General features: G+C 45.6%; 17 protein-coding genes. 7 read left to right on the top strand and 10 right to left on the bottom strand.

Annotated elements, in window-relative coordinates; genetic code table 11:
• Window positions 1-18: 18 nt before the first annotated feature.
• From ABR189_RS06575 to ABR189_RS06530, 10 genes are all read right to left on the bottom strand, one after another.
• The gene (locus tag ABR189_RS06575; protein WP_354659665.1) at window positions 19-1,725 is read right to left on the bottom strand and encodes a RagB/SusD family nutrient uptake outer membrane protein; all 1,707 of its coding nucleotides are present in this window, start codon (window positions 1,723-1,725) and stop codon (window positions 19-21) included.
• A gap of 12 nt (window positions 1,726-1,737) precedes the next feature.
• The gene (locus tag ABR189_RS06570; RefSeq protein WP_354659664.1) at window positions 1,738-5,154 is read right to left on the bottom strand and encodes a TonB-dependent receptor; all 3,417 of its coding nucleotides are present in this window, start codon (window positions 5,152-5,154) and stop codon (window positions 1,738-1,740) included.
• 204 nt (window positions 5,155-5,358) lie between these two features.
• Window positions 5,359-6,534, bottom strand: coding sequence for a FecR family protein (locus tag ABR189_RS06565; protein WP_354659663.1), 1,176 nt, complete (start codon window positions 6,532-6,534; stop codon window positions 5,359-5,361).
• A gap of 174 nt (window positions 6,535-6,708) precedes the next feature.
• Window positions 6,709-7,302 (bottom strand): RNA polymerase sigma-70 factor, encoded by a 594-nt coding sequence (locus ABR189_RS06560; protein WP_354659662.1) that lies wholly within the window; start codon window positions 7,300-7,302, stop codon window positions 6,709-6,711.
• Window positions 7,303-7,430: 128 nt separating this feature from the next.
• On the bottom strand, window positions 7,431-7,994 hold the full coding sequence (locus ABR189_RS06555) for an RNA polymerase sigma factor (protein WP_354659661.1): 564 nt from the start codon (window positions 7,992-7,994) through the stop codon (window positions 7,431-7,433).
• A 277-nt stretch (window positions 7,995-8,271) separates the two neighbouring features.
• On the bottom strand, window positions 8,272-9,165 hold the full coding sequence (locus tag ABR189_RS06550) for an alpha/beta hydrolase fold domain-containing protein (protein ID WP_354659660.1): 894 nt from the start codon (window positions 9,163-9,165) through the stop codon (window positions 8,272-8,274).
• 16 nt (window positions 9,166-9,181) lie between these two features.
• A complete protein-coding gene (locus tag ABR189_RS06545) occupies window positions 9,182-10,540 on the bottom strand; it encodes a PhoPQ-activated pathogenicity-related family protein (protein ID WP_354659659.1) in 1,359 nt (452 codons plus the stop codon).
• 28 nt (window positions 10,541-10,568) lie between these two features.
• On the bottom strand, window positions 10,569-12,200 hold the full coding sequence (locus tag ABR189_RS06540; RefSeq protein ID WP_354659658.1) for a SusD/RagB family nutrient-binding outer membrane lipoprotein: 1,632 nt from the start codon (window positions 12,198-12,200) through the stop codon (window positions 10,569-10,571).
• A 23-nt stretch (window positions 12,201-12,223) separates the two neighbouring features.
• Complete coding sequence (locus tag ABR189_RS06535; protein ID WP_354659657.1) at window positions 12,224-15,745, bottom strand: SusC/RagA family TonB-linked outer membrane protein; 3,522 nt, start codon at window positions 15,743-15,745, stop codon at window positions 12,224-12,226.
• 314 nt (window positions 15,746-16,059) lie between these two features.
• Entirely contained in the window at window positions 16,060-17,169 is a 1,110-nt protein-coding gene (locus ABR189_RS06530; protein WP_354659656.1) for a FecR family protein, read from the bottom strand.
• 417 nt (window positions 17,170-17,586) lie between these two features.
• On the opposite strand from ABR189_RS06530, the gene ABR189_RS06525 reads away from it, so the two are divergent.
• The 7 genes from ABR189_RS06525 to ABR189_RS06495 all read left to right on the top strand — a co-directional run bounded on the left by ABR189_RS06525 (window position 17,587) and on the right by ABR189_RS06495 (window position 26,308).
• Window positions 17,587-18,192, top strand: a complete 606-nt coding sequence (locus ABR189_RS06525; RefSeq protein WP_354659655.1) for a response regulator — start codon at window positions 17,587-17,589, stop codon at window positions 18,190-18,192.
• Between the two features lie 289 nt (window positions 18,193-18,481).
• Entirely contained in the window at window positions 18,482-19,027 is a 546-nt protein-coding gene (locus tag ABR189_RS06520) for a pyridoxamine 5'-phosphate oxidase family protein (RefSeq protein ID WP_354659654.1), read from the top strand.
• Window positions 19,028-19,112: 85 nt separating this feature from the next.
• Entirely contained in the window at window positions 19,113-19,670 is a 558-nt protein-coding gene (locus tag ABR189_RS06515) for an RNA polymerase sigma-70 factor (protein ID WP_354659653.1), read from the top strand.
• A gap of 65 nt (window positions 19,671-19,735) precedes the next feature.
• Window positions 19,736-20,797: a FecR family protein gene (locus ABR189_RS06510; RefSeq protein ID WP_354659652.1), complete on the top strand. Its 1,062-nt coding sequence runs from the start codon at window positions 19,736-19,738 to the stop codon at window positions 20,795-20,797.
• A gap of 86 nt (window positions 20,798-20,883) precedes the next feature.
• Window positions 20,884-24,006 carry a SusC/RagA family TonB-linked outer membrane protein gene (locus tag ABR189_RS06505; protein WP_354659651.1) on the top strand — a complete coding sequence of 1,041 codons (3,123 nt, stop codon included), beginning with the start codon at window positions 20,884-20,886 and terminating at the stop codon, window positions 24,004-24,006.
• Between the two features lie 20 nt (window positions 24,007-24,026).
• Complete coding sequence (locus tag ABR189_RS06500; RefSeq protein ID WP_354659650.1) at window positions 24,027-25,370, top strand: RagB/SusD family nutrient uptake outer membrane protein; 1,344 nt, start codon at window positions 24,027-24,029, stop codon at window positions 25,368-25,370.
• A complete protein-coding gene (locus tag ABR189_RS06495; protein WP_354659649.1) occupies window positions 25,370-26,308 on the top strand; it encodes a phosphodiester glycosidase family protein in 939 nt (312 codons plus the stop codon). The genes ABR189_RS06500 and ABR189_RS06495 overlap by 1 nt, the downstream gene beginning before the upstream one ends.
• Window positions 26,309-26,434 lie beyond the last annotated feature (126 nt).

Below are 26,434 nucleotides of genomic sequence, written 5' to 3'. Positions count from 1 at the left end.
ATTTTGACAGTGAATGAATTACCAGCCTTGGATCTGGCTCATGGCAGTATTATTTACAATTTCTGATTGTGGAACAGGCATATAATAAAACGATGCAGGAAAATAGCGGTTCTGTTTATCACAATCTATCACCTCGTAATTAAAGCCGCTTCCGCTAGCCGTTATTTTATGGCCGTGAAACCGGGTATTATTAAGTACAATATGCGCTTTTCTCCAGCGGCGCAAATCCCAGTAACGTTCCCCCTCAAAAGCCAGTTCCACCTTACGTTCATGTTCAATGGCGGTCATCAGCTGCGGTTCAGAGGTAATATTAATTGCCGGCAGTTGTACCCTTCCGCGTACTGCTTTCAGGGAAGCCGTCGCGGCATTGAAGTCGCCTGATTTGCCGGCAGCTTCTGCATGGATCAATAGTACTTCTGCATAACGCATTACCATCCACGACTGATCACTTTTACTATCCAGGATGTTGGTATTTCCCTCATCCAGCATTTTACGTATATAGTACCCGGTTACTGTTTTACGCGGTTCTGCCACACTCTTGTATTCCACAAATCCTTCCAGACTATTGGCTGGCGTAGTGTTCATCGTTCTGTTTTTCCAGCTGCTGCCATTATATAAAATGGTAGCATAAAAACGGGGCTCCCGGTTAACATAGGGATCTCCTGCCATCGCCGGATTATTCCAGGAAAACCTGCTGCCATCTGCCATTTCAAATTCATCCGCCAGCTCTGCCGTAGGTACGCCTGCTACCAGGGCACCACTCACATCTGCAGGCGGACAAAAAGTGCGGTCAAACTCATGTACAACGCCGGGTTTCATAAACTGGATGGTGAGCAGGGATTCTTTGCTGTTGCGCTGGCTGAACAGTTTTTTATAATCTCCTTCCAGCGTATACTTTCCTTCACTAGCCAGCCTGATCACTACGGCGGCGGCATCCATCGCATTTTTGTAATACGCTGCTTTTTTCTCCGCAGGCACCCCCGTAAGGGCATCCTGATTAAATTGCTTCTTATCGTACTCCGCTATAGAAGCTGCATAAAGCCACGTTTTGGCCAGCATGCCATAAGCAGCGCCCTGCGTAACCCGGCCTTGTGCTTTACCGGTACGTTCTGCCGGAAGATGTTCCGCTGCAAAGGCAAAGTCTGCTGCTATAAAATTCCAGCAGGCATCCTCACCCGACCGCTTATTATCTTTGTTAAAAGCCAGCTGATCCAGGATCACCACACTGCCATGCAGCTTTACCAGCCAGAAGTAGACATATCCCCGCAGAAACCGTGCTTCCGCTTCATACAACTGTTTGTTTTTATCTTCCAGCTTCGCATACTTATTCAGCCCGGATAAAAACTCATTGATACGGCGGATATGCCCGTAACCCGCTGACCAGAAATCCAGGTACAGGCTGGAAGGGCTCACCCCTCCCGGCTCAAATACCAACCTGTTCACGGTACCATTGCCTGGTACGTCCGATGTATATTTCATCAGGTCGGTCAGGGCATCGGTGGCATTATCATATCCTATAGGAAATCTGCCAAATGCAAAGGTTTTAAATACCTGGTACTGGTCCTGGATATATAAATCGATATTATCCTGGCTTTGCCATATCAGGGCATCCGTATACCGGTCCTGCGGCACCACATCCAGCTTACATCCCTGCCCTGTCAGCAAAACAATGCAGGCAATCAGCAAGGGACGTTTGACGATATTGAAAAATTGAAATCCTTTCATGGTGGTGATGATTTAGAAGGTGATATTTGTGCCTACGGAATACATCCGTTGCTGCGGATAAAAACCATTGTTTACGTTCGGCATTTCCGGATCCAGGTATTTCAGATGATCCAGTGTAAACAGGTTAAAGCCGGATACATATAAACGGCACTGTGCTATTTTTAAGCGCGCCAAAGCGTTTTCGCCCAGGGATACGCCCAGTTGCACAGATTTAAGCCGCAGATAAGCACCATCTACGATCCAGAAAGAGTTGGCCAACCCATTATGTTGCGGATACCCGGCTTTATCGGCAGTAAGACGCGGATAACGGGCATTGGTAAAGTCCGGACGCCAGGAGTTCTCTACCAGGTAATACGGGGTATTACCATTCCCGTAAAAAGTGCGGGAAAAAGGCGTATTATCCTGTACGCCACTATTGCCGGCAGATCCTTCATAGCTGCCTGCCAGTGCTACATCATTGCGGGCTGCTCCCTGGAAGGAGAAAGACAGGTCTATTACGCCATAAGTAGCATGTGCATTTAAACCGTAAATAATTTCCGGCATATTAGACAAGCCGATAAAGGTCTGGTCATCCGGCGTGATTTTACCATCACCATTCAGGTCTTTATATTTAATGAATCCGGGTACAGTAGCTCCTACGGGAGAAGATGGCCAGGCATTCACTTCCTCCCAATCTTTAAACAGCCCTTCTGCTACATATCCTTTTTTGGCATCGATACTCTGCCCCACCCGGCGTTGCCATAACGGGATACCATCCGGATCATCAATACGCAGTATTTTGTTCTTTGCCCAGGTAATGTTAGCCTGTGTTTCATAACGGAATTTTTTATTCACCACATTCCGGTGCGTCAACTGCAGGTCTATACCACGGTTTTCCACTTTTCCGGCATTCACGGTGGATACATAATTCCCGCCTAATGATGGGGGAAACAACCCACCCTGGCCCATGAGAATGTCGGTAGTAATCTTATAGAAATACTCTGCATTGATCCCTAATTTATCTTTCAGTACAGAAGCTTCCAGTCCCACATTGTAGGTAGTAGCTTTTTCCCAGGTAATATTAGGATTAGGCGGATTACCTGTCCGCAAGGTGGCAACTGCCTGATCACCAAATACGCTGGTGGGCGATCCGCTTAAAGAAAAAGATTGCAGGTACTGGAATGCATTGATGCGATCATTACCCAATCTTCCCGCAGATCCTTTAAATTTCAGGTAACTTACTTTACTGGTTAAACTTTCAAAGAAGGGCTCTGCACTGATCACCCAGCCCACAGAGGCAGCTGGAAAAAATCCCCAGCGCTTGTCTGCCGGGAAGTTCATCGATCCATCATACCGGCCTACCAGTTCTCCAAAGTATTTTTGTTTATACCCATAGTTCACCCTGGCTACATATCCTGCTCTTTTGGTGGTGCCGCTATTGCCGGATGGCTGTATAAAATCACCGGGGTTTTTACTTCCAAAACTGATCTCCTGTATATCTTTCAAAGGAAAATTTTTGGCACCGGTAAAGAAGGAGTTCCAGTCGTACTGCGAATATTCATACAATACCAATCCGCTTACACTATGGACCCCAAAATCACGGTTGTAACGGATAGCTGGCTGAAAAGTACTGCGTGCGTTGTGATCAAAGCTCTGAAACACCCCGCTGTTAAGCAGGCCGGGCGATTGTCCTTTTAACCAATACCAGCTCCCTCCCATCATGCGTATATTGAGGTCATAGGCCTGCTGCCAGTTTTTCCATTGCTGAAAAGATTTGTCATAAGCCAGCAAGGTGGTGATATCCAGTCCGGGTACAAAAGGTACATGCAGGTTAAGATTCAGGTTTCCCTGGATAACATTGGTTTCATACCGCTGATAACCGGAACGCTCTACCGCAGCCAGTGGATTTACGATACCAGCTTCTGATGGGCTTGCTACCGGAGTGCCATCCGGCGTATACATAGGCAGATTAGGCTGCATGCGGATAGCCTGAAAGAAGGGATTCATCCAGCCGGCATTGTCCGCCGGCAATCCAGGATTATCGCGGTTCTCTTTACGGATTCCTATGTTTACCGAAGCATCAAATATTTTACTGAATGTATAATCCAGATTGGTACGGAAATTATAACGCTCAAATCCGGTATTCTTTACTACCCCCTCCTGCCGGAGATAACCGAGGCTGGAAAAGTATTTTACTTTTTCCGTACCGCCGGTTACCGAAACATTATGATGATGGCTGATACTTTTCCGGTCAAGGAACATGCCTATCCAGTCGGTATTGTCGTAAAACTGATTGGTATTCGTTCCATTTCTCAGTGCCGCAATATCATCATCCGTATACGTATAAGGGATGGGGTTAGCACCAATTGCCTTTAAATAATCATTGTCTGTTTCCTCTGCTTTTTTATACCAGGCCATATAATCCGGGCCATCCAGGAATTTCGGAAAGCGGGTAAACGCATTCACCGACAATTCTCCATTGTAGGATACTGTAGTTTTCTTAGCGCTGCCTTTGCGGGTAGTTACCAATATTACGCCATTAGCGCCTTGCACCCCATAGGTAGCTGCGGCCGCTGCATCCTTCAGGATGGAAATGGTTTCGATCTCACTGGGATCCAGCTGCTCAAAAGAGCGTTGTACACCATCTACAATAACTACCGGATTATTATCGCCAAAAGTGCTTAACCCACGGATACGCAGGGTAGAATTATCAAAGCCCGGGCGGCCGGATTGCTGCGTAGCAATAAGTCCCGGCAGTTTTCCCACCAGCAGGTTGGAAATATTCATGGCGGGTGCCCTCCTTAGTTCGGTCCCTTTTAATTCCGCTACCGATCCGGTAACGGCTACTTTTTTCTGGGTACCATACCCTACCACTACCACTTCATTCAGTCCGCTGTTGGCCGGTTGCAGCCGCACATCAATACTGCTGCGCCCATTTACCGGCACTTCCTGCTTATCATATCCCATATATGAAACCAGCAGGATATCATCTGCTGCTACCGTAATCCGAAAACCGCCATTATTATCAGAAACAGCTCCCTGCTTACTGCCCTTTACCTGTATGGTAACACCCGGAAGCGGATTCCCGGAAACAGCATCTGTAATCGTCCCCTTTACTTCTATCCTGGCTGCAACCAGTGAACTGTTACTTACCGCCTCCTTCTTTTTAACAATAATGATCTTGTCGCTGATATTGTACTGTAAGGACTGATTGGCAAAGCAGCTGTTCAACACCTCCCGGAGATCAGCCTCTTTTACATTCAGTGTAACTGGAACGGCCTGCTGTAATACTTCATTGGTGTAAATGAAATTATAGCCGGTTTGTTTCCTGATCTTACCAAATACCTCTTTCAGGGTGATATTCTTTCCTGCAATAGTGATCTTCTGGGCAAAAGAAACTGCGCTTGCCTGCAGGCACATGCCAAGTAACAGGATACTTGTTAATCGCATAACCAACGTGATTTTGGAACTCAACAGGGATAGGAAAGCCCTGTCTTTGAAAAGTATTTTCAAATACATACATTTGTTTTGGTTAGATAATTAGGTCATCTGTAAAACGTGATACTGTATTATTCTGCCATTTAAAGGGGAGCGGTGCAAACGCTCCCTTTCTTTAAAGGCTACGTGGAATTATCTCTTTATCATAGCTATAGTTTAAGGTGAAACAATTATTTTGTCTTTGGTGATCATATAGTGCATACTACCCGCCTCCTGCAGGATTTCGAATACCCTGGACACCTGCACATTTCTGGGTATGGAGCCGGTAAAATGTAAGGCAATATCTCCCCTTACTTCCACATCCACATTATACCAGCGCGCTACCTGCCGCATTACACTGTGGACATCTGCGTTCTCAAACCAGAAGAGGCCATTCTTCCAGGCCATCACCTCATTTACATCTACTCCTGATGCCAGGCGTATTGCATCTCTGGCACCGGCCTGCGCCTGCTGCCCAGGCTGCAGTACCACGGATTTATCCTGCCTGCTTACCTTTACGGCTCCTTCCAGCAACGTTGTTCTGATCATATTTTCTTCCTCATATGCCATCACGTTAAAGTGCGTGCCCAGTACCATTACCTCCATATCATTCACGGTTACTTTAAACACACGTGCAGCATCGGGAGCCACTTCAAAATAGGCTTCACCCGTTATTTCCACCCGTCGTTCTTTTCCGGTAAATGTGGCAGGAAAACGAATAGAAGATGCAGCATTAAGCCATACCCTAGTGCCATCGGACAGCGCTACACTGTATTGCCCGCCGCGGGGAGTAGTTAGTGTGTTATACACTAATTCCTGAGTATGGTTATTACTGGTATAGCTGATGCTGTTGCTTCCAGGTTTTAATATCTGTGCTGCACCTTGTTGCGCAAGAGGGCCATTATGCGCGCTGTCCAACACGATAGTACTGCCATTGCCCAATGTCAGCACCGCCCTGTTGCCTCCTGGGGGCAGGTCAGCCTGTAGCATCACCTGCATACGCTTTCCTGCAGGCAATGGTCTTTCTCCATAAAAATAAAGGGTACCACCTACCAGCAGTACGGCTGCGGCAGCCCACCATTTAGCCGCACGCCAGCGGGGCAATGGCTTTACCTGCCGGAATACCGGGGCTGGTGCCGGCTGCATACGCTGCGCCATTTTATCTTCCCAGGCTTCCGCCGTAATCACCGGCCGGAAGCTGCCCGACTGCTCCCATAATAACTCCAGCTCCTCCTGTACGGCGGCATCTGCTGTACTCAGCAACAACAGCCATTCCTCATACTCCTCCCTGGTAAGGCGGTTTTCCAGGTAACGCGGAAACAAATCGTGCAGCCGTGCTACGGCATTTTTCATATGCATGTTTTTGGGTGCTATAGAAATCTAAACAGAGGATAGACGTAAAAAAAAGGCGGGTGTACTAATGAGTAGGAAAAAAAATATTGGGATAAGCGATATAACTACCGGGATGAGCCACCGGCAGCAGAAAACCAGGGGTTATTCCTTTCCAGGAACAGCCTCTATCAGGGATTATGGCTTTAATAAAAAGTACAGGGCGGTAAGCTGGTAGGTAGTATCCAGTTGTGACCGGATAAATTGCAGGGAAGCGGCCAGGTGATTGCGTACAGTATTGGAGGATATTTGCATGCGTTCCGCAATTTGTTCGTAGGTAAGTCCATGTTCCCGGCTCAGCTGAAACACCATTTTTCGTTGTGGCGACAGCTTATCAACTGCCTGCCGTACTGCGGTGGCTACATCCGCAAACAACAACGCATGGTCTGCTGCACCTGTTGTAAGCTGCTCCTGCATCCGGTTCCACAAGGCCGTCTGCTCTTCCCGGCTTTTCTGCAACTGCCGGAAAAAATCCACCGCTTTATTACGGGATACCCGGAACAGAAAAGCTTCCAGGTGATTGATTTCCATGGCTGCGGCCCGCCCCTCCCATATTTTCAAAAATACATCCAGGGTAATTTCTTCCGCCGCTTCTTTGGACTTGATAATGGTAAACAGGTAACCAAAGATGCGGTTTCTGTAACGTTCAAACAGCACGTTAAAAGCGCCCTGATCGCCAGCTGCAATCCGGGACAACAGGTCCTGATCGGCACAAGAGACAACATCCCTCATCAATAACATGATATTTATACCTCAAATAATGGTGGCGCCGCATTCGTGGAACTATACTTCGAACATTGATCGCTATGGCCAGGGGGGCAAGGTAATATATTTTATGAGGATTGTACCGGAAAAATGGTTTACAAACCGGCCCCGTATTGTTTAAGGGACTTCCGGATCTTGTCCAGTGCCCTGGCCATATGGGTTTTCACGGTGAGCGGAGAGATATTTAACCTGGAGGCTATTTCGTTGTAAGACATGCCTTCATCTTTGGCAAAATGAAGGATCAGCTTCTGTTGCTGGGGTAATTCGTTAATGATGGAATTAAATTCTCTTTCAAACTCTGCATGGATCAATTTGGTTTCGCCATCTGCTTTGCTGCTACCCGATTCTGTAGTATAGGCATTTCTTTTATTCCACTCCCTGGCTAATTTTTTGAATTGATTGATGAGTTTGTTTTTAGCTACAGTGATCAGCCAGGCTTCTACCGGCCTGTCGGCATTCATATTTTTTCTTTCAAACCATAGTTTCAGAAAAACATCCTGCACTATTTCCTGCGCCAGTACGGGGGATTTCAGATAACGGATCGCCAGTTTATAGATCCGGTTGCTATATTGTTCATACAACAATTTAAAAGCATACTCGCTGTCTTTAGCGAGCAGGTGCATCAATATTGATTCTTCCTGCTTTTTTTCAATTGCCATGATCCAAAAATAACGCTTAAACAATATAACAATAAAGAATGAATATTATGAATCCGTTATCTAAAAAAAACCGGTGAGCATATAATAACCGGAAATAATCCGGGTATGGTACGCCCACCGGTGAAAAGGCGGCAGGTGGAAAATAATAGTACTATCTACAGCTTTGTATATAATTGACGTTAATAATGATAAAACAGGCCGCCCGAAAGCCCTGTACTCATGTGCTGTGTTTTGCAGTTATCCGCAGACTTTACTGCTAAAGGGACTGCTCACTTATTTAAAGTGCCGGAAAATACTTATTCAGCCATGCTAATGTTTTGTTGAATACATCCATGGCTGCGGCTCCGCGCATGCCATGTCCTTCTTCCGGATAATACTCATACTGCGCAGGGATATCCAGTTCCTGCAGCTTTTTATACATTTTATTCGCCTGTGCTACCGGCACTAACGGATCCTGCCCGCCATGAAAAAGCAGTGTAGGCACACCAGTAGCTTTGGTAAGCCGATAGTAAGGACTGGCATCCAGACAGATCTGCGCTGCGGGATCAGCCACCCCTAATAAATTGGTCACTTTGGCATCAGCCTCCTTATTTTCAGCTCTCACGGCTTTATCGGCCAGGTCTGTTGGCCCCCAGAAATCTACCACCGTTTTAATCAGTTTCGCTGAGTCATAACCATAAGCATACAGCATAGCCAGATGTGCGCCGGCACTACCTCCCATCAACGCAAACTCCTTACCATTGAAATGATACCGGGAAGCATTGTGGGATAAAAAGGACAATAAGCTGGTAATATCTTCCATTTGTGCCGGGAAACGGTTCTTACCATCCTTTACCAGACGGTAATTAGCGGATACTACAATATATTTTTGCCGGCCTACCAATTCTTCAATGAGCACTTCCGGAAACTCTTTCTTATCCCCTCCGGTCCAGCCACTGCCATGCAGGTATACAATCACCTTGGCATTGTCATAATCCCTGGGGATATAGGCATCCATTACATTATCCTTATCCTCCTTACTATACCTCACGTCCTTCAGCTTCCTGTAGGAAGGAAGTTTAACCGCTTCCGTTTTTGTACTGGCATCTGCTGACGTAGTTTGGGCCTGTATACCCGTGGCTATACAAACCAGCCCTAAAATAAGCAAACCATATTTTTTATAACACTTCATGATTGTCGGGTTTGGGTTAAAGTACTTTTTTAGTATCTGTCATAAACACCCGGGTGCTTTCCATATATTCTCCTCCGTTAGCATCCTTATACTTCAGATTCACGTAAAAAGCACGATAGCCACTGGCAGGGAATGCTTCTGTTGTTATAACCTGCGACTTGTTTTTAATGCCCAGGCTTTTAGACTCCCATTTATCATTCCGGAAGTCCATATCACTGGAAGTGGCCGACCATACAATCACATCAGTGAGTTTATCAGCAGTGGCTTTCACCGCTATCTTCACCCCTTTTTTCTTAGGGGAGATCTTCCAGGTACACATAGGATAAGCACTTTTGGTTAAGGTAAGCCCCAGGAAAGCGCTCAGATTCTCCATCGCTTCCCGCTTGTCGCCCATGCTATGCCCCACATTCGGAATATAGTGTATCAGGTTCTGTCCGGGAATACTATCATAATAGTTTTTGATATTATCGATGGGCCAGTATTCATCATTCGTTCCCATGAAGATCATTTTGGGCATGGTCAGTTTGGACCGGTAGGCATACGGATCTATCATGGTAGCAATAGCGCGCCCGCTGCTGGACTCAATATCCTGAACAATTCCCAGCTTTACATAATCTTCTATCTGTATGCTGTAATCATTCCACACTTTTATCTGGTAGTTCATACTTACCGGCATATTCAGCATATCAATTACCATTGGCGCAATAGCAGTTACCCTGCTGTCATTGGCGCCTGTAAGCCAGGTGGTCCATCCCCTTTTTGAAGCACCGGATACTACAAAACGGTTGATCGTTTGGTGCAACTCCTGCTTTGAAAATTCCTGTACTGCATCCATTGCCCTTTTGGCACTCTTTACCATGGGAAACAGCAAGGGCCAGGTATAATCCCCGTCTTTCTTGAAGTTGTGCAGGGTAAAAGAAATCAGCGCATCTTCTACCAGGTTATCATAGAGTGGCTGATTAGGCGTTTGTTTCAGTACGGCCACAACAGCACTGTTCCTGCGGGCAATCTCTCCAAAAGAAGCAGTTAGCTGATCATCCTTTCCGCTCCAGTTAGGAATTCCTTCCTTATTAATGCTGCCACCGGTGATAAACAACAGGGCGCCATCATATTTAATCGTAGCGGGCACCAGGATATTCAGCTGATGCTTCCAGGTATGCTCCCGCCATTGCTGGGAAGTAAGCAGGATGGTATAAGACTTCACATCTCCTATATTATAGGATTCCTTGATTTCCCAGCTAAAGGTCTTATCACCATTATTCAGGTAGTGGCCCAGTGCAGTAGCAGGTGTTATAGCATCCTGCGCGCGCACTTTCACTACAGCACAAACGAAAAACAATAAGCATAGGCATTTTATATACGAACATCTGGTCATTACGGACATTTTTACGTTTAACTAAAATTTATTGCATCAGCCACATTTTGGAAAACTCGGTGTCTCCTCTATCCAGCTTTCCTATGGCCGTTTGGTAGTTGGCCGAATTATTTTTAAACTCTGTTTCCGGATACCGGTAACGTATAGGGAATGGATTGATAGTGGGGTTCAGCACACCATTGCTTTCCATGTATGGCATCCTGGTTCTTCTGTAATCGGCATACGACTCTACCCCCATCATAAATAAACCCAGCCATTTTTGAAGACCGATAATAGCCAGTTGTTTTGCTTTTACGGTAGGGAAAGCAGCTACAGGATTATCAAAATAATTAGCCGGTAAGGGTTCTCCCCAACGTTTCAGCGCCAGCTCCACTCCTTTCTTGTAAAGGGCGCCTGCATCTGCCGGGATCCATCCTTTTACAGCGGCTTCTGCCAGCAGGAACTGTACTTCATCCGCCTGCATAATGGTTGCCCTGATCAACGGATGTGCGTTCTGGTTAAATAATTTAGAGAATGCAGATATCTTATAGTTGCCCCTGGTGTCAACAAAATCATAGCTGCCATTTGAACTAAGTACATCTACAGAAGAGCCAGCCGGATATCCGGCATAGGTGGTCAGGGAATCTTTGATAAAAGTTGCTACAGCACTGATTTTAGGATTAGTACGGTCTATATATTCCCATTGGTAATTATAAGTAAATCCTTTTACGGTAATTGATCTTTTGCCACCGTCTATAGCCAAGGAGTCCATCTTGTTTGTCCACGGTTTTTCCAGCGGTGCGGCCCATACTTTCAACCGCTCATCATTGAGTGCCTTTAAGGTATCTATCAATGTTTTGCTGGGGCGGAAAATAAGGTAATTACCAGTAGGATCTAAATTGGCAGCACCCATCGGAGACGCCATCGATTTATCTCCATCAATATAGGGAATCGCAGCATTATCTGAAACATCGCCCAATAATGGCAGTGCAGCTACTTCCTGTATCTCGGCGGCATTGGCTACTTTACTGCTTTCTCTTACCAGCAAACGTAAACGCAGGGAGTTCGCCAGTTTTACCCACTTGGCTTTATCACCACCATACATGACATCGTATGCCTTATCCAGCGGTTCTTTACCATCCGCGATCAATTGCGCTGCATCTTTCAGGTTCTGGATCAGTGCGGGATAGATATCTTTTTGTTCATCAAATTTTGGGAAAAGAATTCCTTCCTGTCCACGCAGCCCTTCTGTATAAAAGATATCTCCGTACAGATCAGTTACAGCAGCCCAGAGCAGGGATTGAAAGATCCGGAATACGCCTTCGTGGGTTTTCAGTTCCTTTTTCTTTACGTCCGCTACTGCTGCATTTACCAGCCTGATTACATTAGTATACTCATACAGTTCTTCTTTCGGCAATTTAAATTTGAGGTAAGTATTATCATCGGCATCTCTGTTGCCCTGCATGTACTGTACCGTAACGGCCAGTGTTTTGGCACCAAAACCACCTTTATCCTGGTAGAGGAATGCAGATTTTTGTATAACGGAAGACAACAGTAAATTAGGTTCTGCCGATTCCAGTGCATCCCGCCTGCCCAATAATTCGCTTTCCCTGAATGCTGACTTCTGACAGGCTGCAAGCATACCCATCAGGCCTGTTATTATGATTAAACACTTTTTCATGTTGGTGAAGATTGAGATTAAACCTAAAAATTAACCGATGCTTTAAATCCATACGAAGACACGGCAGGCAACGCCTTACCAATGATTCCCTGGTTTACACCAACTCCTTCGAAGGCTGCTTCAGGATCTCCTTTTTCCCCGCTTTTGTTCCATTGAAAAATATTCCTGGCTATAAAGCCCAGGGTCAGGTTCTCGATCCGGTAGCGTCCCAGGAATCTGGCAGGTACGCTATATTCCAATACGATTTCCTTTATTTTCAGGTTAGTGGCATCTTTAATCAGCGTTTGCGGGAAAGACCAGAATTGCTGGCCCAATACCTGTGCTGCCAATCCATAAAAGGTAGCCAGTGAGTCGGCCCCGTTTACGATATAATCATCATCATTATTAGGATCTCCACCAGGTTTCAGCCATACGCCTTTAAAATAGGATGCGTCCTGTGCATAGGCGCCATAGTTGGCAAAATTTTTCACCAATGCTGCCATGTTAGGATACTTCATATCTCTCCAATCAGGCCAGGGCAAACCACCGGAAGCGGCATCACGGCCACCTACCGTATAATCATTAGGCCCGTTTACCAGATCGCCGATAGTAAGTGGCGAGTGTCCATTGGTTTGTGAACGGCGGGTAATATTAGATACATACTGACCACCTACACGAAGACTCGCCACAAAAGACAATTTGAAAGCCTTATATCTGACAGAGGAATTAAGCCCAAGGATAAAATCCGGGTTATAATTGCCAATGGATCTCCGGTCTTTTTCAAGAGAAGAGTACTTCCAGGTACCGGCATCATCCAGCACCAGCATACCGGCATATTTACTGGTGGCAGGCATCCTTTGAAATACATTGTTTTCCCACATCGTACCTATCCGATCACCTTCTGCCATCCTGATACTGATATTGGGACCATTACCATAAAAAGTATACCCGTTAGGAATATAGGCTTTTGACAATTTGGTAATGTGTGCATCTGTTTTGGTATAGAAAGCTGATAACTCCCAGTTCCATTTTTTTGTTCTAACGGGTACCAGTGTCAGTCCTATTTCTAATCCTTTGGCTTCCACTGTACCTATGTTAGACAGCATACCGCCATAACCGGTACCGGGAGAAGTAGGGATAAAGTCCTGCTGGTTTTCGTGGATCTTTTTGAAAAAGGTAAAATCGGCAGAAATACGCTTATCGAGCAATACCAGGTCAAAACCACCTTCATATGAATTGGTGATTTCCGGTTTTATGTTCGGATCTACCAGCTGCCCTCCGATATTCAATATTTTCACATTGCCATAGTCTACCGGGTTAAAGCTGAAGGTATTATTACTGCGTGGTTTGCCGATACCATGTCCTACCTGGGCAATACCTCCTCTCAGTTTAAACAGGTCTATGAAATCCGGCAGCTTAACGGTTTCTGAAGCCAGCCAGCTGAGGGCAGCGGAAGGATAAAAGTGGTGGTTTTTATCTTCTTCCAGGATGCCACTCTGATCATATCTTCCGGCAAGGTCCAGGTATACCTGACCATCATAACCAATTTGTGTGGTTAAGTACCCGCTTTGTGTTTTGCCGGTATTCCAGTAATTATTGGCAGTCAGCGTACCTGCTACTGCATTACCCAGGCTAAAATCGTTGGCACGTACCAGTTTATCAGCATTAGCCAGATAGTCGTAAGAATTACCATATACATAGTTGTAACCAGCGGTAGCACTGGTAGAGATCTTCTTAAAGTCCTTATTCCATACCAGCATGATATCAGAGTTGACTGAATAAGTACTTTGTGTTTGTACAGAATACCTGCCATCTCTTTTTTTCACATCAGTAAACCCTTTGGATAATTTGTACTCATAATTATCGCCATTATAATCCATACCGGATCTCAGCAACAATTTAAGTGGTTCGGTCAGCTGCCATTCCAGTTCTGCTTTTCCAAAAAAGTTGTCTTTACGATAAGTATTGATCTCTCCATAAGTAAACATATAGGGGTTATCGCCATAAGGTTCTCCGTTAGCCTTATAAGCGGGTGCATTTTGTCTGATTCCTTCATATCCTTTCAGCCAGATGTTCTGCATTTCTTTTACAGGCTGGAAATGTGACAGGAAGGAAAAGGTCAGCAATTCCACTACATCATTATTAGCGGATGATTTGTTGGGGGAATATTGTGAAACATAGTTACTGCTAACAGAGAGTTTTACCTTTTTAGCTATGTTATAAGAGGCATTCAGGTTAAATGTCATCCTGTCTGTAGAGTTGTTGGGCATGATCCCTCTGTTATACATCTTACCTACAGAGAAGCGGAAAGATCCTTTGTCGTAATTGCCGGTTACACTCACGTTATAATTATTCGTAGCTCCGTTTTGCATATACTGCTGCAAACGGTTCTCTTTCGTAGCCAGGAAGGGTACTTCCTCATTAGCCTGTGTAAGCATATTCCACCGGGTGATATTAAAAGAGCCATCCAATCTCGGCCCCCAGTCATATCCGCCTCCAGGTACATATACTGTACTCCTGACCCCTACGCCATAATCCGTTTGTGTTTCAAAGAAATTATAAGGATGATCGATGACCATGGAGGTATTAACAGACACCCCTAAACCTTTTTTTGCTCCCTTCCCGGATTTGGTGGTAATCATGATCACACCATTACCTGCCTGCGAACCGTACAGGGCACCAGCGCTGGCGCCTTTAAGTACCGTTACACTTTCAATATCTTCCGGATTAAGTTGGGAGAGCAGGTTTCCAAAATCCACCCCGTTTTTATTGGTTATATCTGTTTTACCCAGCGGGATACCATCAATAATATAAAGTGGTTGACTTCTGGCCGTAGAGTTGGGCAGGCTCAGACTGGTAGCCCCGCGGATAGTTATAAAAACAGAACCTGCGGGATCAGTACTGGCTTGTGTAAAATTCACCCCGCTCATCCTGCCGTCCAGTGATTTCAGCATATTGGAACTTCCTCCATTGGAAAGGTCAGCACCTTTTACATTGGCTACCGAATATCCCAATGAGCGCTTTTCCCTGCTGATGCCTAATGCTGTTACCACCACATCTCCCAGGGTAGTTGCTTCTGATTTCATGCTTACATTCACTTTCCTGTTGCCATCCAACCTTATCTGCTGGGTTAAAAACCCCACATAGCTGAATTCCAGCACCGCTCTCAGGTTGGGTACCACAATATTGAACGCTCCCCTTGCACCGGTAACGGAAGCCCCGCTACCGCCACTTACTTTCACAGAAACTCCTTCCAGCCCTCTTCCTGATTCATCAGTTACCATACCTGAAATCGTAGTATCGGCCACCGCACTTTCAAGTGGTTCAAATTCCAATTGCGTTTCCCCCCTGGCCGGCGGGGGATGGTTGAAAAAAAGTACAATCTGCCCATCCACTTCTTTATACCCAATGGAGAAGGGAGGCAGGATATCATCCAGTAATGTTTTTAGTCTTTTCCTGTTGGCCTTATAAGTAACTTTTTTATCTACATCAATTGAGTTCGGGCTGTAATTAAACCGGATATCTGTTTGTTTTTCAATAATGTTAAACACTTTATATAGTTCCACATTATTGATCTTTAAACTGACCGGCTTATCTAAAACCGATTGCGCTTCAATTTTATTTGCAAATAAGCAAGAAGAAAATACGATAGGTAATAGGGATTGGACAATCGTAAACTTCATGACAATAAAGATTGAGGCAACGAATAGTTGCTTTTTTTTCATAATTTTGATAAGTTTTGATCGTTTAAGAAGTCATTTACGGGCAAAATCAGAATACCGGAAGGTTTTCGTAAAACCGATGATGTTACGAGCATTATCGGTTTTTCTTGTTTTGGCTATGTCATAACGTTTAATTTAATGATTATCAGGTTTACAGGTTATTTACATCCTTTGCCTTTCACCAGGATCTTAGTGCCATTCACTTCATAGGTAGCGCCTATCGTCAGGCAGATAATATGTAGCTTTTCCAGCATCTCCTGTTTGGAAACATCTCCGGTAAAAACACAGTTATAAATATTATCGTTGTCTGCAATGATGCCTATACCATACACAGCCTCCAATCTGGCAAATATCTCCTTGAGGCTGGTAGGTTGCTGAAACAGGAAAGCATCCAGCTGCTTGCCATGTTTCATGTATTGTGCCATATCTTCTGCATCCAGTATCGGATAAATGGCATCTGCCAACGCCGTTTCAAATACCCGGCGCGTTTCATTATAAGTGGCTTTCTGGTTAGGAACCAGGATAATGCTCTTTAGCCCTGCATCTGCTATGTTGCCGGACGACCGGTACTTATTTTCAGATACCTGTACCTTACCTGTTCTTACAGATACTTCCACCTCTTTGGTGCGCTGGTTGGTTTTTATGCTAAAAGAGGTACCCAATACTTTTGTTACTACATTGTTGTAATACACCTGGAAGGGCTGGTCCTGCTTTTTAGCAATATCAAAAAAAGCCTCTCCGGTAAGGTATACTTCTCTTTTATCGCCGTCAAAATGTTCCGGGAAGCTCAGGGTGGCTTCAGGACTTAAAATAACCGTACTGCCATCTTCCAGTACAACTTCAAGCGGAGCAGCGGTATGGTTTACTTTTTTCAGATTTCCACCGGGAATGGAGGCTTCAAATGCAGTACTTTTTTTCACCGAGAACTGGTCTGTGAAGAAAAAGATGCTTGCCATGATGAGGGTAATAGAAACAGCTGCCACTGTAATCGCTTTCAGCAGCCGATACCTGCTTTCAGGATTTATCAGGAGACGGTTGGTACTAGCTTCAGACGCAACAATCCTTTCCAGGATCTCTGCCGATACATCAGGGGGCAAATCAGGGCCACCTGCCTGATTAGCAATAAAATCATGTTCTATCATCTGCGCCAAAGGTGCTTCTACATTTTCGGCAGCAGTCAGTTCAAACAGCTCTATATGCTCCTTACGGTCAATAGTGCCATCCAGATATTTTTTTAATAGTTCAATATATCTTCGTCTGTCCATCATAACACGTTCCTGATTATTTGGCTGAATTCGTTTGCATTGCTACAGAAATACAATTGGCTATGTGGCCTGCTGTGTTTCATGGTATATGTCAGGTTACAGGGGGCGTTGCCGCCTTATATATATGAATACAATAAAAAGATGCACACGGAGTACATGCCAGGAAAATATTTTTTCAAAACAGGTTATACCTCCTCCCATATGGAGTTTAAAGCCCTTCTCCTCCCCCCGCAGGTTCATATTAAAGATCCGGAAGATATCTGATGGCGTATATAAGGTGGCAAATGGCCCGAAACAGAACATTTTAGCCGGCTGCCATGTTATTTTATTATTTTACAATGCACTAATAGTAGTGTACATTTGTGACTTAATTATTTGCGGACCAATGACATATACTTTCTGTTAACAGATTGTCACCCTATGAGAAATGTACTTATTGTCGATGACCATGAAATTGTGAGATTAGGAACTATCCTTATTCTTAAGCAAATCACCAAAGAACTAACAGTTACAGAGGCCAGCGATTTTCACGAAGCGGTACGGCTACTGCGGGTACAGCCCTTTGATCTCGTGGTACTGGACGTAAATATTGCGGGCGGCGACAACCTTCAGATGATAGATACCATCCGCCTCAGACAACCAAAGGTGAAAATACTGGTGCTTTCCGGATATGAGGAACATATCTACGGCCCCCGCTTTATAGAAGCCGGGGCAGACGGCTACGTGTCCAAACATAGCGCTCATTCAGAAATTAAACTGGCGCTCCAAAAGGTGCTTAACCAGGAAAAATATGTGAGCCCTGCAGTAAAAGAGATTATGGGGCAAGAAACCAAACCCTTGCTTTCTATGCGGGAAACAGAGGTAATGCAGCTGCTGGTAAAAGGAAGAAGCATTGCGGAGATAGCCAGCCAATTGCACATACAGGTATCTACGGCCAGTACTTATAAACTGCGTATTATGGAAAAATTACAGGTAAGCAATGTAATTGAGCTGGCGGAAAAAGCCCGGCTCATCGGGCATAAATAAAAAAAGGTCGCTAAGAATAACGACCCCTAAATTTAACCATATCCTATTAAAAAACCAATTTCCTTAACCCCTAGTGTAATATCATTAAGCAATTGCTGTTTTCATTATTTGTTAGCCTATCCTTGTAAGCTGTTACAAAGATACCAGGGTTCCTTAAAACCATTTGTAGTACGATCGCTACAAAGTAAAAAATCCCGCACTTTCCCCCACTGCAGCGCATTTCTCCCAAATATTCATTAATTTTATTCCTTATCATTTACGGCAACCTGCTAACTTTTAAACCATTATTATGGGTAAGTTTTTTGACAGCATCCAGGAACAGCACCAGGCGTTTATTGTCAAACAGCGGCTGTTCTTTACCGGCACGGCCCCACTCAGCCAGGATGGACATGTAAACATTTCTCCCAAAGGACTGGACAGCTTCCGGGTATTATCCCCCACCAGAGTAGCTTATATGGATATTGTAGGCAGCGGTAATGAAACCTCAGCCCACATCCTGGAAAACAAACGGATCACTTTCATGTTCTGTGCGTTTGATGGCCCGCCTAACATCCTGCGCCTATACGGACAGGGCACAACAATATTACCCCACCACCCGGAATGGGAAACCCTGTCGGCGCATTTTGAATTACAACTGGCTACCAGGCAAATCATTGTAGCAGATATCCATAAGGTACAAACCTCCTGTGGCTTTGGAGTGCCCCTGTATGAATACCTGGGCGAAAGGGATTATACCCAGCAATGGGCTGCCAAAAAAGGCGAGGAAGGCATCGCGGCCTATAAAGCAGAAAAGAACCGGGTAAGCCTGGATGGATTGCCCACAGCGCTTTTCTGATTCTGCTTAGTACCAGGTAACATTTAATTAATACGCGGTTCACTTACTTTTTTTCCAACTTGCAGCGTGGAAAATCTGTTTTACTGTGAATGATATAGCGTTAATAAAAGAGGGCAATGAGCGGGCATTTGAAGCGATGTACCACTGTTATCATGAGCAATTGTACTTTTATGTATTAAAACAAACCGGCTCCCAATTCCTTGCGGAAGAAGTGGTACAACAAACATTTCTCAAATGCTGGACCTCCCGTATGCAGCTACCGGAAGACGTCCCTGTTACAGCCATCCTGCTGCAAATAGCAGGCTCCTCCCTGATAGACCTGCTCCGAAAAAAAGCAACAGAAAGAAAAGCGATGCAACAGCTTGCTACTACCGCATCGGAAGATCACCTATTGCACAACATCCAGGAAAAAGAACTGACCATACACATCCATCACGCTATTAATTCCCTCCCTCCTGTACGCAGACAGGTATTCCGCCTGAGCCGGGAAAACGGATTAACCTATGCACAGATCGCAGACGAGTTATCCATTTCCGTTAAAACAGTGGAAAGCCATATCACCAAAGCCATCAAACATCTCCGTAAAAGGCTGGCGGTAAGCCCCTTGTTTTTGTTACTGCTGCATCACCCTTTCCTGTTTTAAGGAATTGTTAAGAGGCAGGGTATTTTTACCGGGGCACGTATACTAATTGGTATACATACACTAAGATGATCACAGCTGAACTTATTCAACGCTTTTTCCGCGATGAATGTAACCATGAAGAAGCCGAAGCAGTGGCTGCTTACTTCAGGGAACATCCGGAAATGCTGACCGTATATTTTAACCATGAGCGCTGGCACCAGCTCGAAAGTGGATTTAAACTGGCTCCTGCCATATCCGGCAAGATGCTGGACGTGATACAGCAGGCACGCAAACAGCAGCGAAATACACGCCTGCGGAAGTATATGGCGGTGGCGGCAGGTATAGCGGCTGTTACCATAGGGGTCATATTTACCCTGCCCATGTTGCTTACAACATCACCTGCCAAACGGGAAGTAGCCACCATTATACAGGCGCCTGCACCAGTACTGCAAACCGTGCACCACGAAGGTCCGGGAACCAGGGCAGTACGGCTGGCGGATGGATCACTGATTACTTTAGAGGCACACAGCACGCTGCAGTACTATGTTCCGTTTGAGTCACACCAGCGCACCTTATGGATGAAAGGAGAAGCGCATTTTGATATACACCGGCAGGCTGACAAACCCATGGTAGTATATGCCGGCGGAATGGGTACCTGGGTACTGGGAACCACCTTCCGGATCAAAACAATGCCGGAAAAACGGGAAGTAAAAGTGCTCCTGCTTACCGGCAAGGTAATAGTAAAAGCTGCCGACCCGGCACTGAAAGGAAAATTACGTGATATCACCTTATCACCAGGACAACAATTAAAAGTGAATACACGCCAGCTAAAAACACAGGTGAGCCATATCCATACTGCAGTTAAGGTTGCTGCGCCGGTACCTGCTCCTGCTGGGATCAACAGCAGCGTGACCATGCACGCAGAGAAGATCACTTTCAATTATGTACCATTACCTGAAGTATTTGCAGTAATAGAAAAAGAATATCATATCATCATAAAAGGGGATCGTGAACGGCTGCAGAAGAAATTCTTTACAGGAGATATCTCCAGAACAGATGCCGTACTTGTTATACTGGGCAACATTGCCCTGCTGAATAATATTAAAGTGGATCAGGACACGACAGGAAATTATATCATTCATCAATAACTGATAATACAATTGCTGCTACAGGCAGTCACCACCGGTGTGCTCACCGGTGGACAGGGAATTCTTTGCGCTAAAAGCTCCTATATATGATGGTTAACATTTACAGTAAGCTAGCCGCCTCTTTGCGGCTAAAGCGCCTGCTGGCGCTCCTCTGCTGCCTTTATTGCTGTCAGGCATTTGCATGGCAAACAGGGCATAAGGTAACAGGCATGGTACAAAATGAAAAAGGAGAAGCCCTGCCAGGCGTTTCCGTTAAGGTAGAACATAAAACAGCGGGTTATACCAGCGGTACCTCTACCAACGAAAAAGGCGTTTTTTCCTTTCCCAATCTGGCCGTGGGTGGGCCCTACAGTTTCACCTTTTCCTACATCGGTTACGAAAACAAAGTAATGGATGGCTATATGGTAAAGGATGGAGAAAACATGTCGCTGATCGTACAGATGAAAGAACGCAATGCTCAATTAAACCAGGTGGTAGTAATCGGTTACGGTAATAATATCCGTAAAAACATTACTACATCAATCTCCAGTGTACAAGCTGCTGATGTATCGCCCCGCAATGCTTCCAGCGCCAACCAACTCCTGCAGGGACAGGTAGCAGGGGTTAACTTAACCATGAGCAATGGTACTCCCGGTGGTGCATCACGCGTGAGTATCCGTGGTATCAGTTCCATTAACGGCGACAACGAGCCGCTGTACGTGATTGATGGTATCCCGCTTTCCAAAGCACTGGCCAGCTACAACTATGCCGGTGAATACCGTCAGGATCCCTTATCCATGATCAACCCGGCAGATATTGCCTCTATTGATATCCTGAAAGATGCTGCTGCTGCCGCTATTTATGGTAGCCGTGCTACCAATGGCGTAGTACTTATCACCACCAAACGCGGCAAAAAAGGTAAACCACAGATTTCCGTGTCCCAGCTCTCCGGTGTGCAAACCATGCCTAAAAAACTGCAGCTCATGAATCCACAGGAATATATGGCCCTGCAAAAGGAAGCAACTGCCAACTTTAACCGGGATCAGAACCTCCAGCCAGGCGACAGTAAATTTGTAGATATCAATAAAGTACTGGGCAAGATCCCGGATAATCCTTATGATGTAAACTGGCAGGATCTCGTGCTGAACAGCCCTGCACAAACCCACCAGACAGATTTTGCTTTCAGCGGTGCCAATGATTTTGTCAACTACTACACCTCTGCTGGCTACCAATACGTAGAAGGACTGCTGAAAAACAGCTCTATGCGCCGTTACTCCGTACGTACCAACGTAGACTTTACACCCAATAAAGTACTGAATTTCGGTTTACGTGTAGGCGGTAACTATACCAAAAGCACCTCTGCACCCAATGGTGATCAGGGTACCGCCCTCCTGCAACGTTCTCTGGAACAACGCCCGTATGACAGACCCTTTAAAGATGATGGTTCTTACTACATAGGCGGTAAAGACATCCTGCGCCACAATGGTGTACAGGTATTGGCCAATGATGAGATATATGATAAGAACTACCAGGCTTTGGTAAACCTATATGGCAATATCCATTTCCTCCAATACTTTACCTTCCATTCTAACTACAACATGGAAGCACGTATAGGCCGCGGCTTCCGTCATCAAACACGCTTACACCCTTATGCATTTGATAAAGGGGCTACTTTTGATGTACGCAATACCCGCTTATCACAAAGCATAGACAACACCCTTACCTTCAACAAACAGTGGAAGGGCGATTTCACAACAGAAGCGATGGCTGGTTATAGTTTTTATAAAGACAACTACGATTTCAGTAAGGCAGAAGGCCGGGAATTCCCCTCTGATGATTTCAAAAACATTACTTCCGCTACAGTTACTGTTGCTGATGGAGATGCCTCTGCATATGCCATGGAATCTTACATAGGCAGGGTAATGCTGGGATATAAGGAACGCTATTTTATCTCCTCTTCCGTACGCTATGACGGATCTTCCAAATTTTTTAAGGATAACCGTTACTCCACCTTCACCTCTTTATCGGCGGGATGGGTATTCAGTAATGAAGCCTTCTTTAACAAACCTTCCTGGATGGATTTTGGTAAGCTGCGTGCCAGCTGGGGACAAACAGGTAACCAGGATGGTATTGATAATTTCAGCTACCTGCCGCTGGCTACAGGAGGTTCCAACTACGATCAGAAAACTGGACTGGCCGTTAAATCGCTGGGCAATATGGACCTGAGATGGGAAACAGCTACCCAATGGAACCTGGGTACAGATCTTACTTTCCTGCAAGGCAGATTGAACATTACCTATGACTACTTCAATAAAAAAACCAACAACCTGTTATACGACCTGCCTACACTGGCCAGCACCGGCTTTACAAAACGTACGGCCAACATTGGCGCCATGCAGAACACCGGGCATGAGATAGGTATCAATAGTGTAAATATGGACCGCCCCGGATTCCGCTGGAGCACCAACTTCAACATCTCTTTCATCAAAAACAAAGTCACCAGCCTGATAGATGATAAACCAACACCGGTAGGCAGCTGGAATGCGATCATTGCAGGACAGCCACTTGGGGTGTTCTACGGTTACCAGCAATTAGGCATTTATCAGTCGCTCAATGAAATACCGGAAAGCCTGCAAAAAGAAGGTGTACGTCCCGGAGATATCCGTTATGCCGACCTGGACAACAACGGTATCATCAACTCTGCTGATCTGACTGTAATAGGAAGCCCGCTGCCTAAGTTCTCCGGTGGTATTACCAACAACTTCAAAATCGGCAACTTTGATGTTTCATTGCTCACCACCTTCTCCCAGGGCAATAAATTAGCTGCTGAATGGAGAATGGGGCTGGACCACATGGGAGCATATGATTACAATGCTATTAAAGATTCATATGACAAGCGTTGGACAGCGCCCGGTACCAGCAATACTACACCACGTGCAGTAAAAAGCGCCTTTAACAACAAGCGCAGCAGCTATTACGTAGAAGATGCGTCCTTTTTCCGGATCAGGAACCTCACTATGGGTTATCAGTTACCGGCAGCTTTATTAAACCGTTTCTCCGTACAACAGCTCAGGTTATTTGTATCCTGCTCTAACCTGTACACATTTACCAAATACTCCGGTTACGATCCTGAAGCTGCCAGCTCACTGGATGCCAGAAGCTTTGGGATAGACAACCTGGTAACTCCACAGCCACGTAGTTTTATGGCTGGTATCAATATGAATTTCTAAACTGATAAAGTCAACAGCAGATGCTTAAAAAATATTATTCCCGGATCATACAGTGCACATTGGCAGGCAGCCTGTTACTAACCGCGTGCAGTAAACAGCTGGACATCAAGCCGGAAAGTGCCGTATCTCCCGATCAGATCAACGCGGGCAACATACAGTTTTTCCTGAACAGCCTCTACAGAACCACCCTTTCGCAATCATCCCAAAGAGATGATTATTTTATCAACGACCTGAGAGGGGGTAACTACACCTGGACCGCACTGTCGGGCAACAACAGCAGCTATGGTACCCTCATCACCGGCAACTCCGTGGATGATGGCTCCAGCTTTTCCTCTTCTGTCTGGAAAAATGGTTACAGCAACATTTACAGTGCCAATAATGTAATCAGTAATTGCGATAAGCTGGGTGCCGATGGTAGTGCGATTAAAGTAATACGTGCGGAAGCGATGTATCTGCGGGCGTATATCTACTATCAGTTAGTGACCACCTTTGGTGGAGTTCCCTTGATTACAACCAATACCACCGATAACCTGCCACGCAATACCGATAAAGAAGTATGGGCGCAGATTATAAAAGATCTGGATGAGGCTATTGCCGGTGCGCGTGCTTTTAAGGATGCCGGTTACAAACAGGTATCTAAAGAAGCTGCACAGGCCTTAAAAGCCAGGGCATTGCTGGCTACCGGCGACAAAACCGGCGCCGCCACATTGGCGCAGCAGGTAATCAACACCCCTGGTCTAAGCCTGGATGCAGATTATGGCGGTATTTTCCGCACGCCTGCCACATCCAAAGAAGTGCTGTTTGCTTTTGCCAATCTTAAATCTGAAAGTAATCTCCGCTTATCCAGCCTGTTCTGGCCATATGGTACCACCTGGGCAGGATCTTACTTTGTACAGCCTTCGGAAGAGGTCCTTAAAAATCTGTACACTAAAGACGATGTGCGCAGAACGGTGAACATAGACACTATCCGTAATACAGATGGCACCTTTAACGTCATTGTGAGCAAGTACTGGGATGTACAGCCGCTGGTGATCAGCCGCCTGGCAGAAATGTACCTGATCAGTGCGGAAGGCTCACCGGTATCACAAGGCATCACTTTCCTGAATGCCCTCAGAACCAAACGTGGGGTACCTGCTTACAAGGAAAGTGATTTCAACGGTGAAGGCGCTTACCTGGATGCAATACTAGCTGAACGCCGCCGGGAACTTTTCAGCGAAGGCTTCCTGTTCTTTGACCTGGTAAGGACCGGCAAAGCACTGAGCCTTCCCAATGTAAAGAATAACAAAAATTATTACGTACTGCCTATCCCCGGCGACCAGATCCGGTTGTCCAAAGGCGTACTTAAACAAAACGAGGGCTACTGATGATGAAAAAATATTGGTTATTACCCGTTATGGCAGGCATGCTTTTGTCCTGCCATAACACCCGCCACCTGCGTAGTGGCACCACAGCGGTAAAAGTATTAAAGGATCCCACCGGATGGGTTACAGACACCCTCTCCCCTGGACTGATACACTATCATTTTGCCGGATACTACACACCATCAGCGGCTTCTCAAAATGTGAATGTCATTGAAGTGGATCTGAATAATCCCCGTTATCAGCTTAAGATAGCAGAGGTACGCCCTTCTGATTCTTTATCAGCAGTGGCGGCCCGCATCCCTGGCGCATTGGCTGCCATCAATGGTTCTTATTTTGAGATCGTTGACGGGTTATATTCCGGCTTCTTCAAATCGGATGATACGATCAGGACACAGGTAACCATTCCGAAAGATCATCGCCTGTTCTGGAAGCATGATGCCGCCTTCTACTATGATACCGCGCAACAAACTGCCGGCATCCTGTATGGCAATAATGAGAGCTACAACCAGCTCCGCTATGCCAACGTAGTATCTGCGTCTCCCATGTTGATCTACCAGTACAAACCTGTAGGTGAAACCTTTGCCAAACCACGCCATACCCCTTTGGACAGCCTGGACTATGAAGATCCTGACCGTCACCAGGGCGTACGTCATCCGCGAACTGCTATTGCGCTCACCAGCCACAAACAGGTATTGCTGATCACTGTGGATGGCCGGGATAAACAGGCAGCTGGTATGTCGGCCAGGGAACTGACACAGTTCATCCAACATTATTTCCGTCCGGAACATGCACTTAACCTGGATGGTGGAGGTTCTACCACCCTATGGATCAAAAATGCCAATACGCCTACCGGCGTGGTCAACTACCCTACTGATAATAAACGGTTCGATCATTTCGGACAGCGAAAAATCAGGAATTATATTACAGTAGTGGAAAAATAGTGTGCCAGGGCTGACAAAAAAGGCGTACTCTTTTTTGTCAGCACTGCTTTATCTGTGTATGGAGGCGAATAACCCGGACCTGCTTTTACACTAAGCATGCAGGTTCATCCTGTAAAACACTGTTAA

This window comes from Chitinophaga sp. H8 (genome assembly GCF_040567655.1).
GTDB lineage: Bacteria > Bacteroidota > Bacteroidia > Chitinophagales > Chitinophagaceae > Chitinophaga > Chitinophaga defluvii.
Note: the sequence above shows the minus strand (reverse complement) of the source record. Positions and strands in the feature narration are given on the sequence as shown.

Excerpts from the sequence above, each read along its gene's own strand:
- ABR189_RS06575 (WP_354659665.1), bottom strand. The coding sequence starts at position 1,725 with ATGAAAGGATTTCAATTTTTCAATATCGTCAAACGTCCCTTGCTGATT.
- ABR189_RS06570 (WP_354659664.1), bottom strand. The coding sequence starts at position 5,154 with ATGCGATTAACAAGTATCCTGTTACTTGGCATGTGCCTGCAGGCAAGC.
- ABR189_RS06565 (WP_354659663.1), bottom strand. The coding sequence starts at position 6,534 with ATGAAAAATGCCGTAGCACGGCTGCACGATTTGTTTCCGCGTTACCTG.
- ABR189_RS06560 (WP_354659662.1), bottom strand. The coding sequence starts at position 7,302 with ATGAGGGATGTTGTCTCTTGTGCCGATCAGGACCTGTTGTCCCGGATT.
- ABR189_RS06555 (WP_354659661.1), bottom strand. The coding sequence starts at position 7,994 with ATGGCAATTGAAAAAAAGCAGGAAGAATCAATATTGATGCACCTGCTC.
- ABR189_RS06550 (WP_354659660.1), bottom strand. The coding sequence starts at position 9,165 with ATGAAGTGTTATAAAAAATATGGTTTGCTTATTTTAGGGCTGGTTTGT.
- ABR189_RS06545 (WP_354659659.1), bottom strand. The coding sequence starts at position 10,540 with ATGACCAGATGTTCGTATATAAAATGCCTATGCTTATTGTTTTTCGTT.
- ABR189_RS06540 (WP_354659658.1), bottom strand. The coding sequence starts at position 12,200 with ATGAAAAAGTGTTTAATCATAATAACAGGCCTGATGGGTATGCTTGCA.
- ABR189_RS06530 (WP_354659656.1), bottom strand. The coding sequence starts at position 17,169 with ATGATGGACAGACGAAGATATATTGAACTATTAAAAAAATATCTGGAT.
- ABR189_RS06525 (WP_354659655.1), top strand. The coding sequence starts at position 17,587 with ATGAGAAATGTACTTATTGTCGATGACCATGAAATTGTGAGATTAGGA.
- ABR189_RS06520 (WP_354659654.1), top strand. The coding sequence starts at position 18,482 with ATGGGTAAGTTTTTTGACAGCATCCAGGAACAGCACCAGGCGTTTATT.
- ABR189_RS06510 (WP_354659652.1), top strand. The coding sequence starts at position 19,736 with ATGATCACAGCTGAACTTATTCAACGCTTTTTCCGCGATGAATGTAAC.
- ABR189_RS06505 (WP_354659651.1), top strand. The coding sequence starts at position 20,884 with ATGATGGTTAACATTTACAGTAAGCTAGCCGCCTCTTTGCGGCTAAAG.
- ABR189_RS06500 (WP_354659650.1), top strand. The coding sequence starts at position 24,027 with ATGCTTAAAAAATATTATTCCCGGATCATACAGTGCACATTGGCAGGC.
- ABR189_RS06495 (WP_354659649.1), top strand. The coding sequence starts at position 25,370 with ATGATGAAAAAATATTGGTTATTACCCGTTATGGCAGGCATGCTTTTG.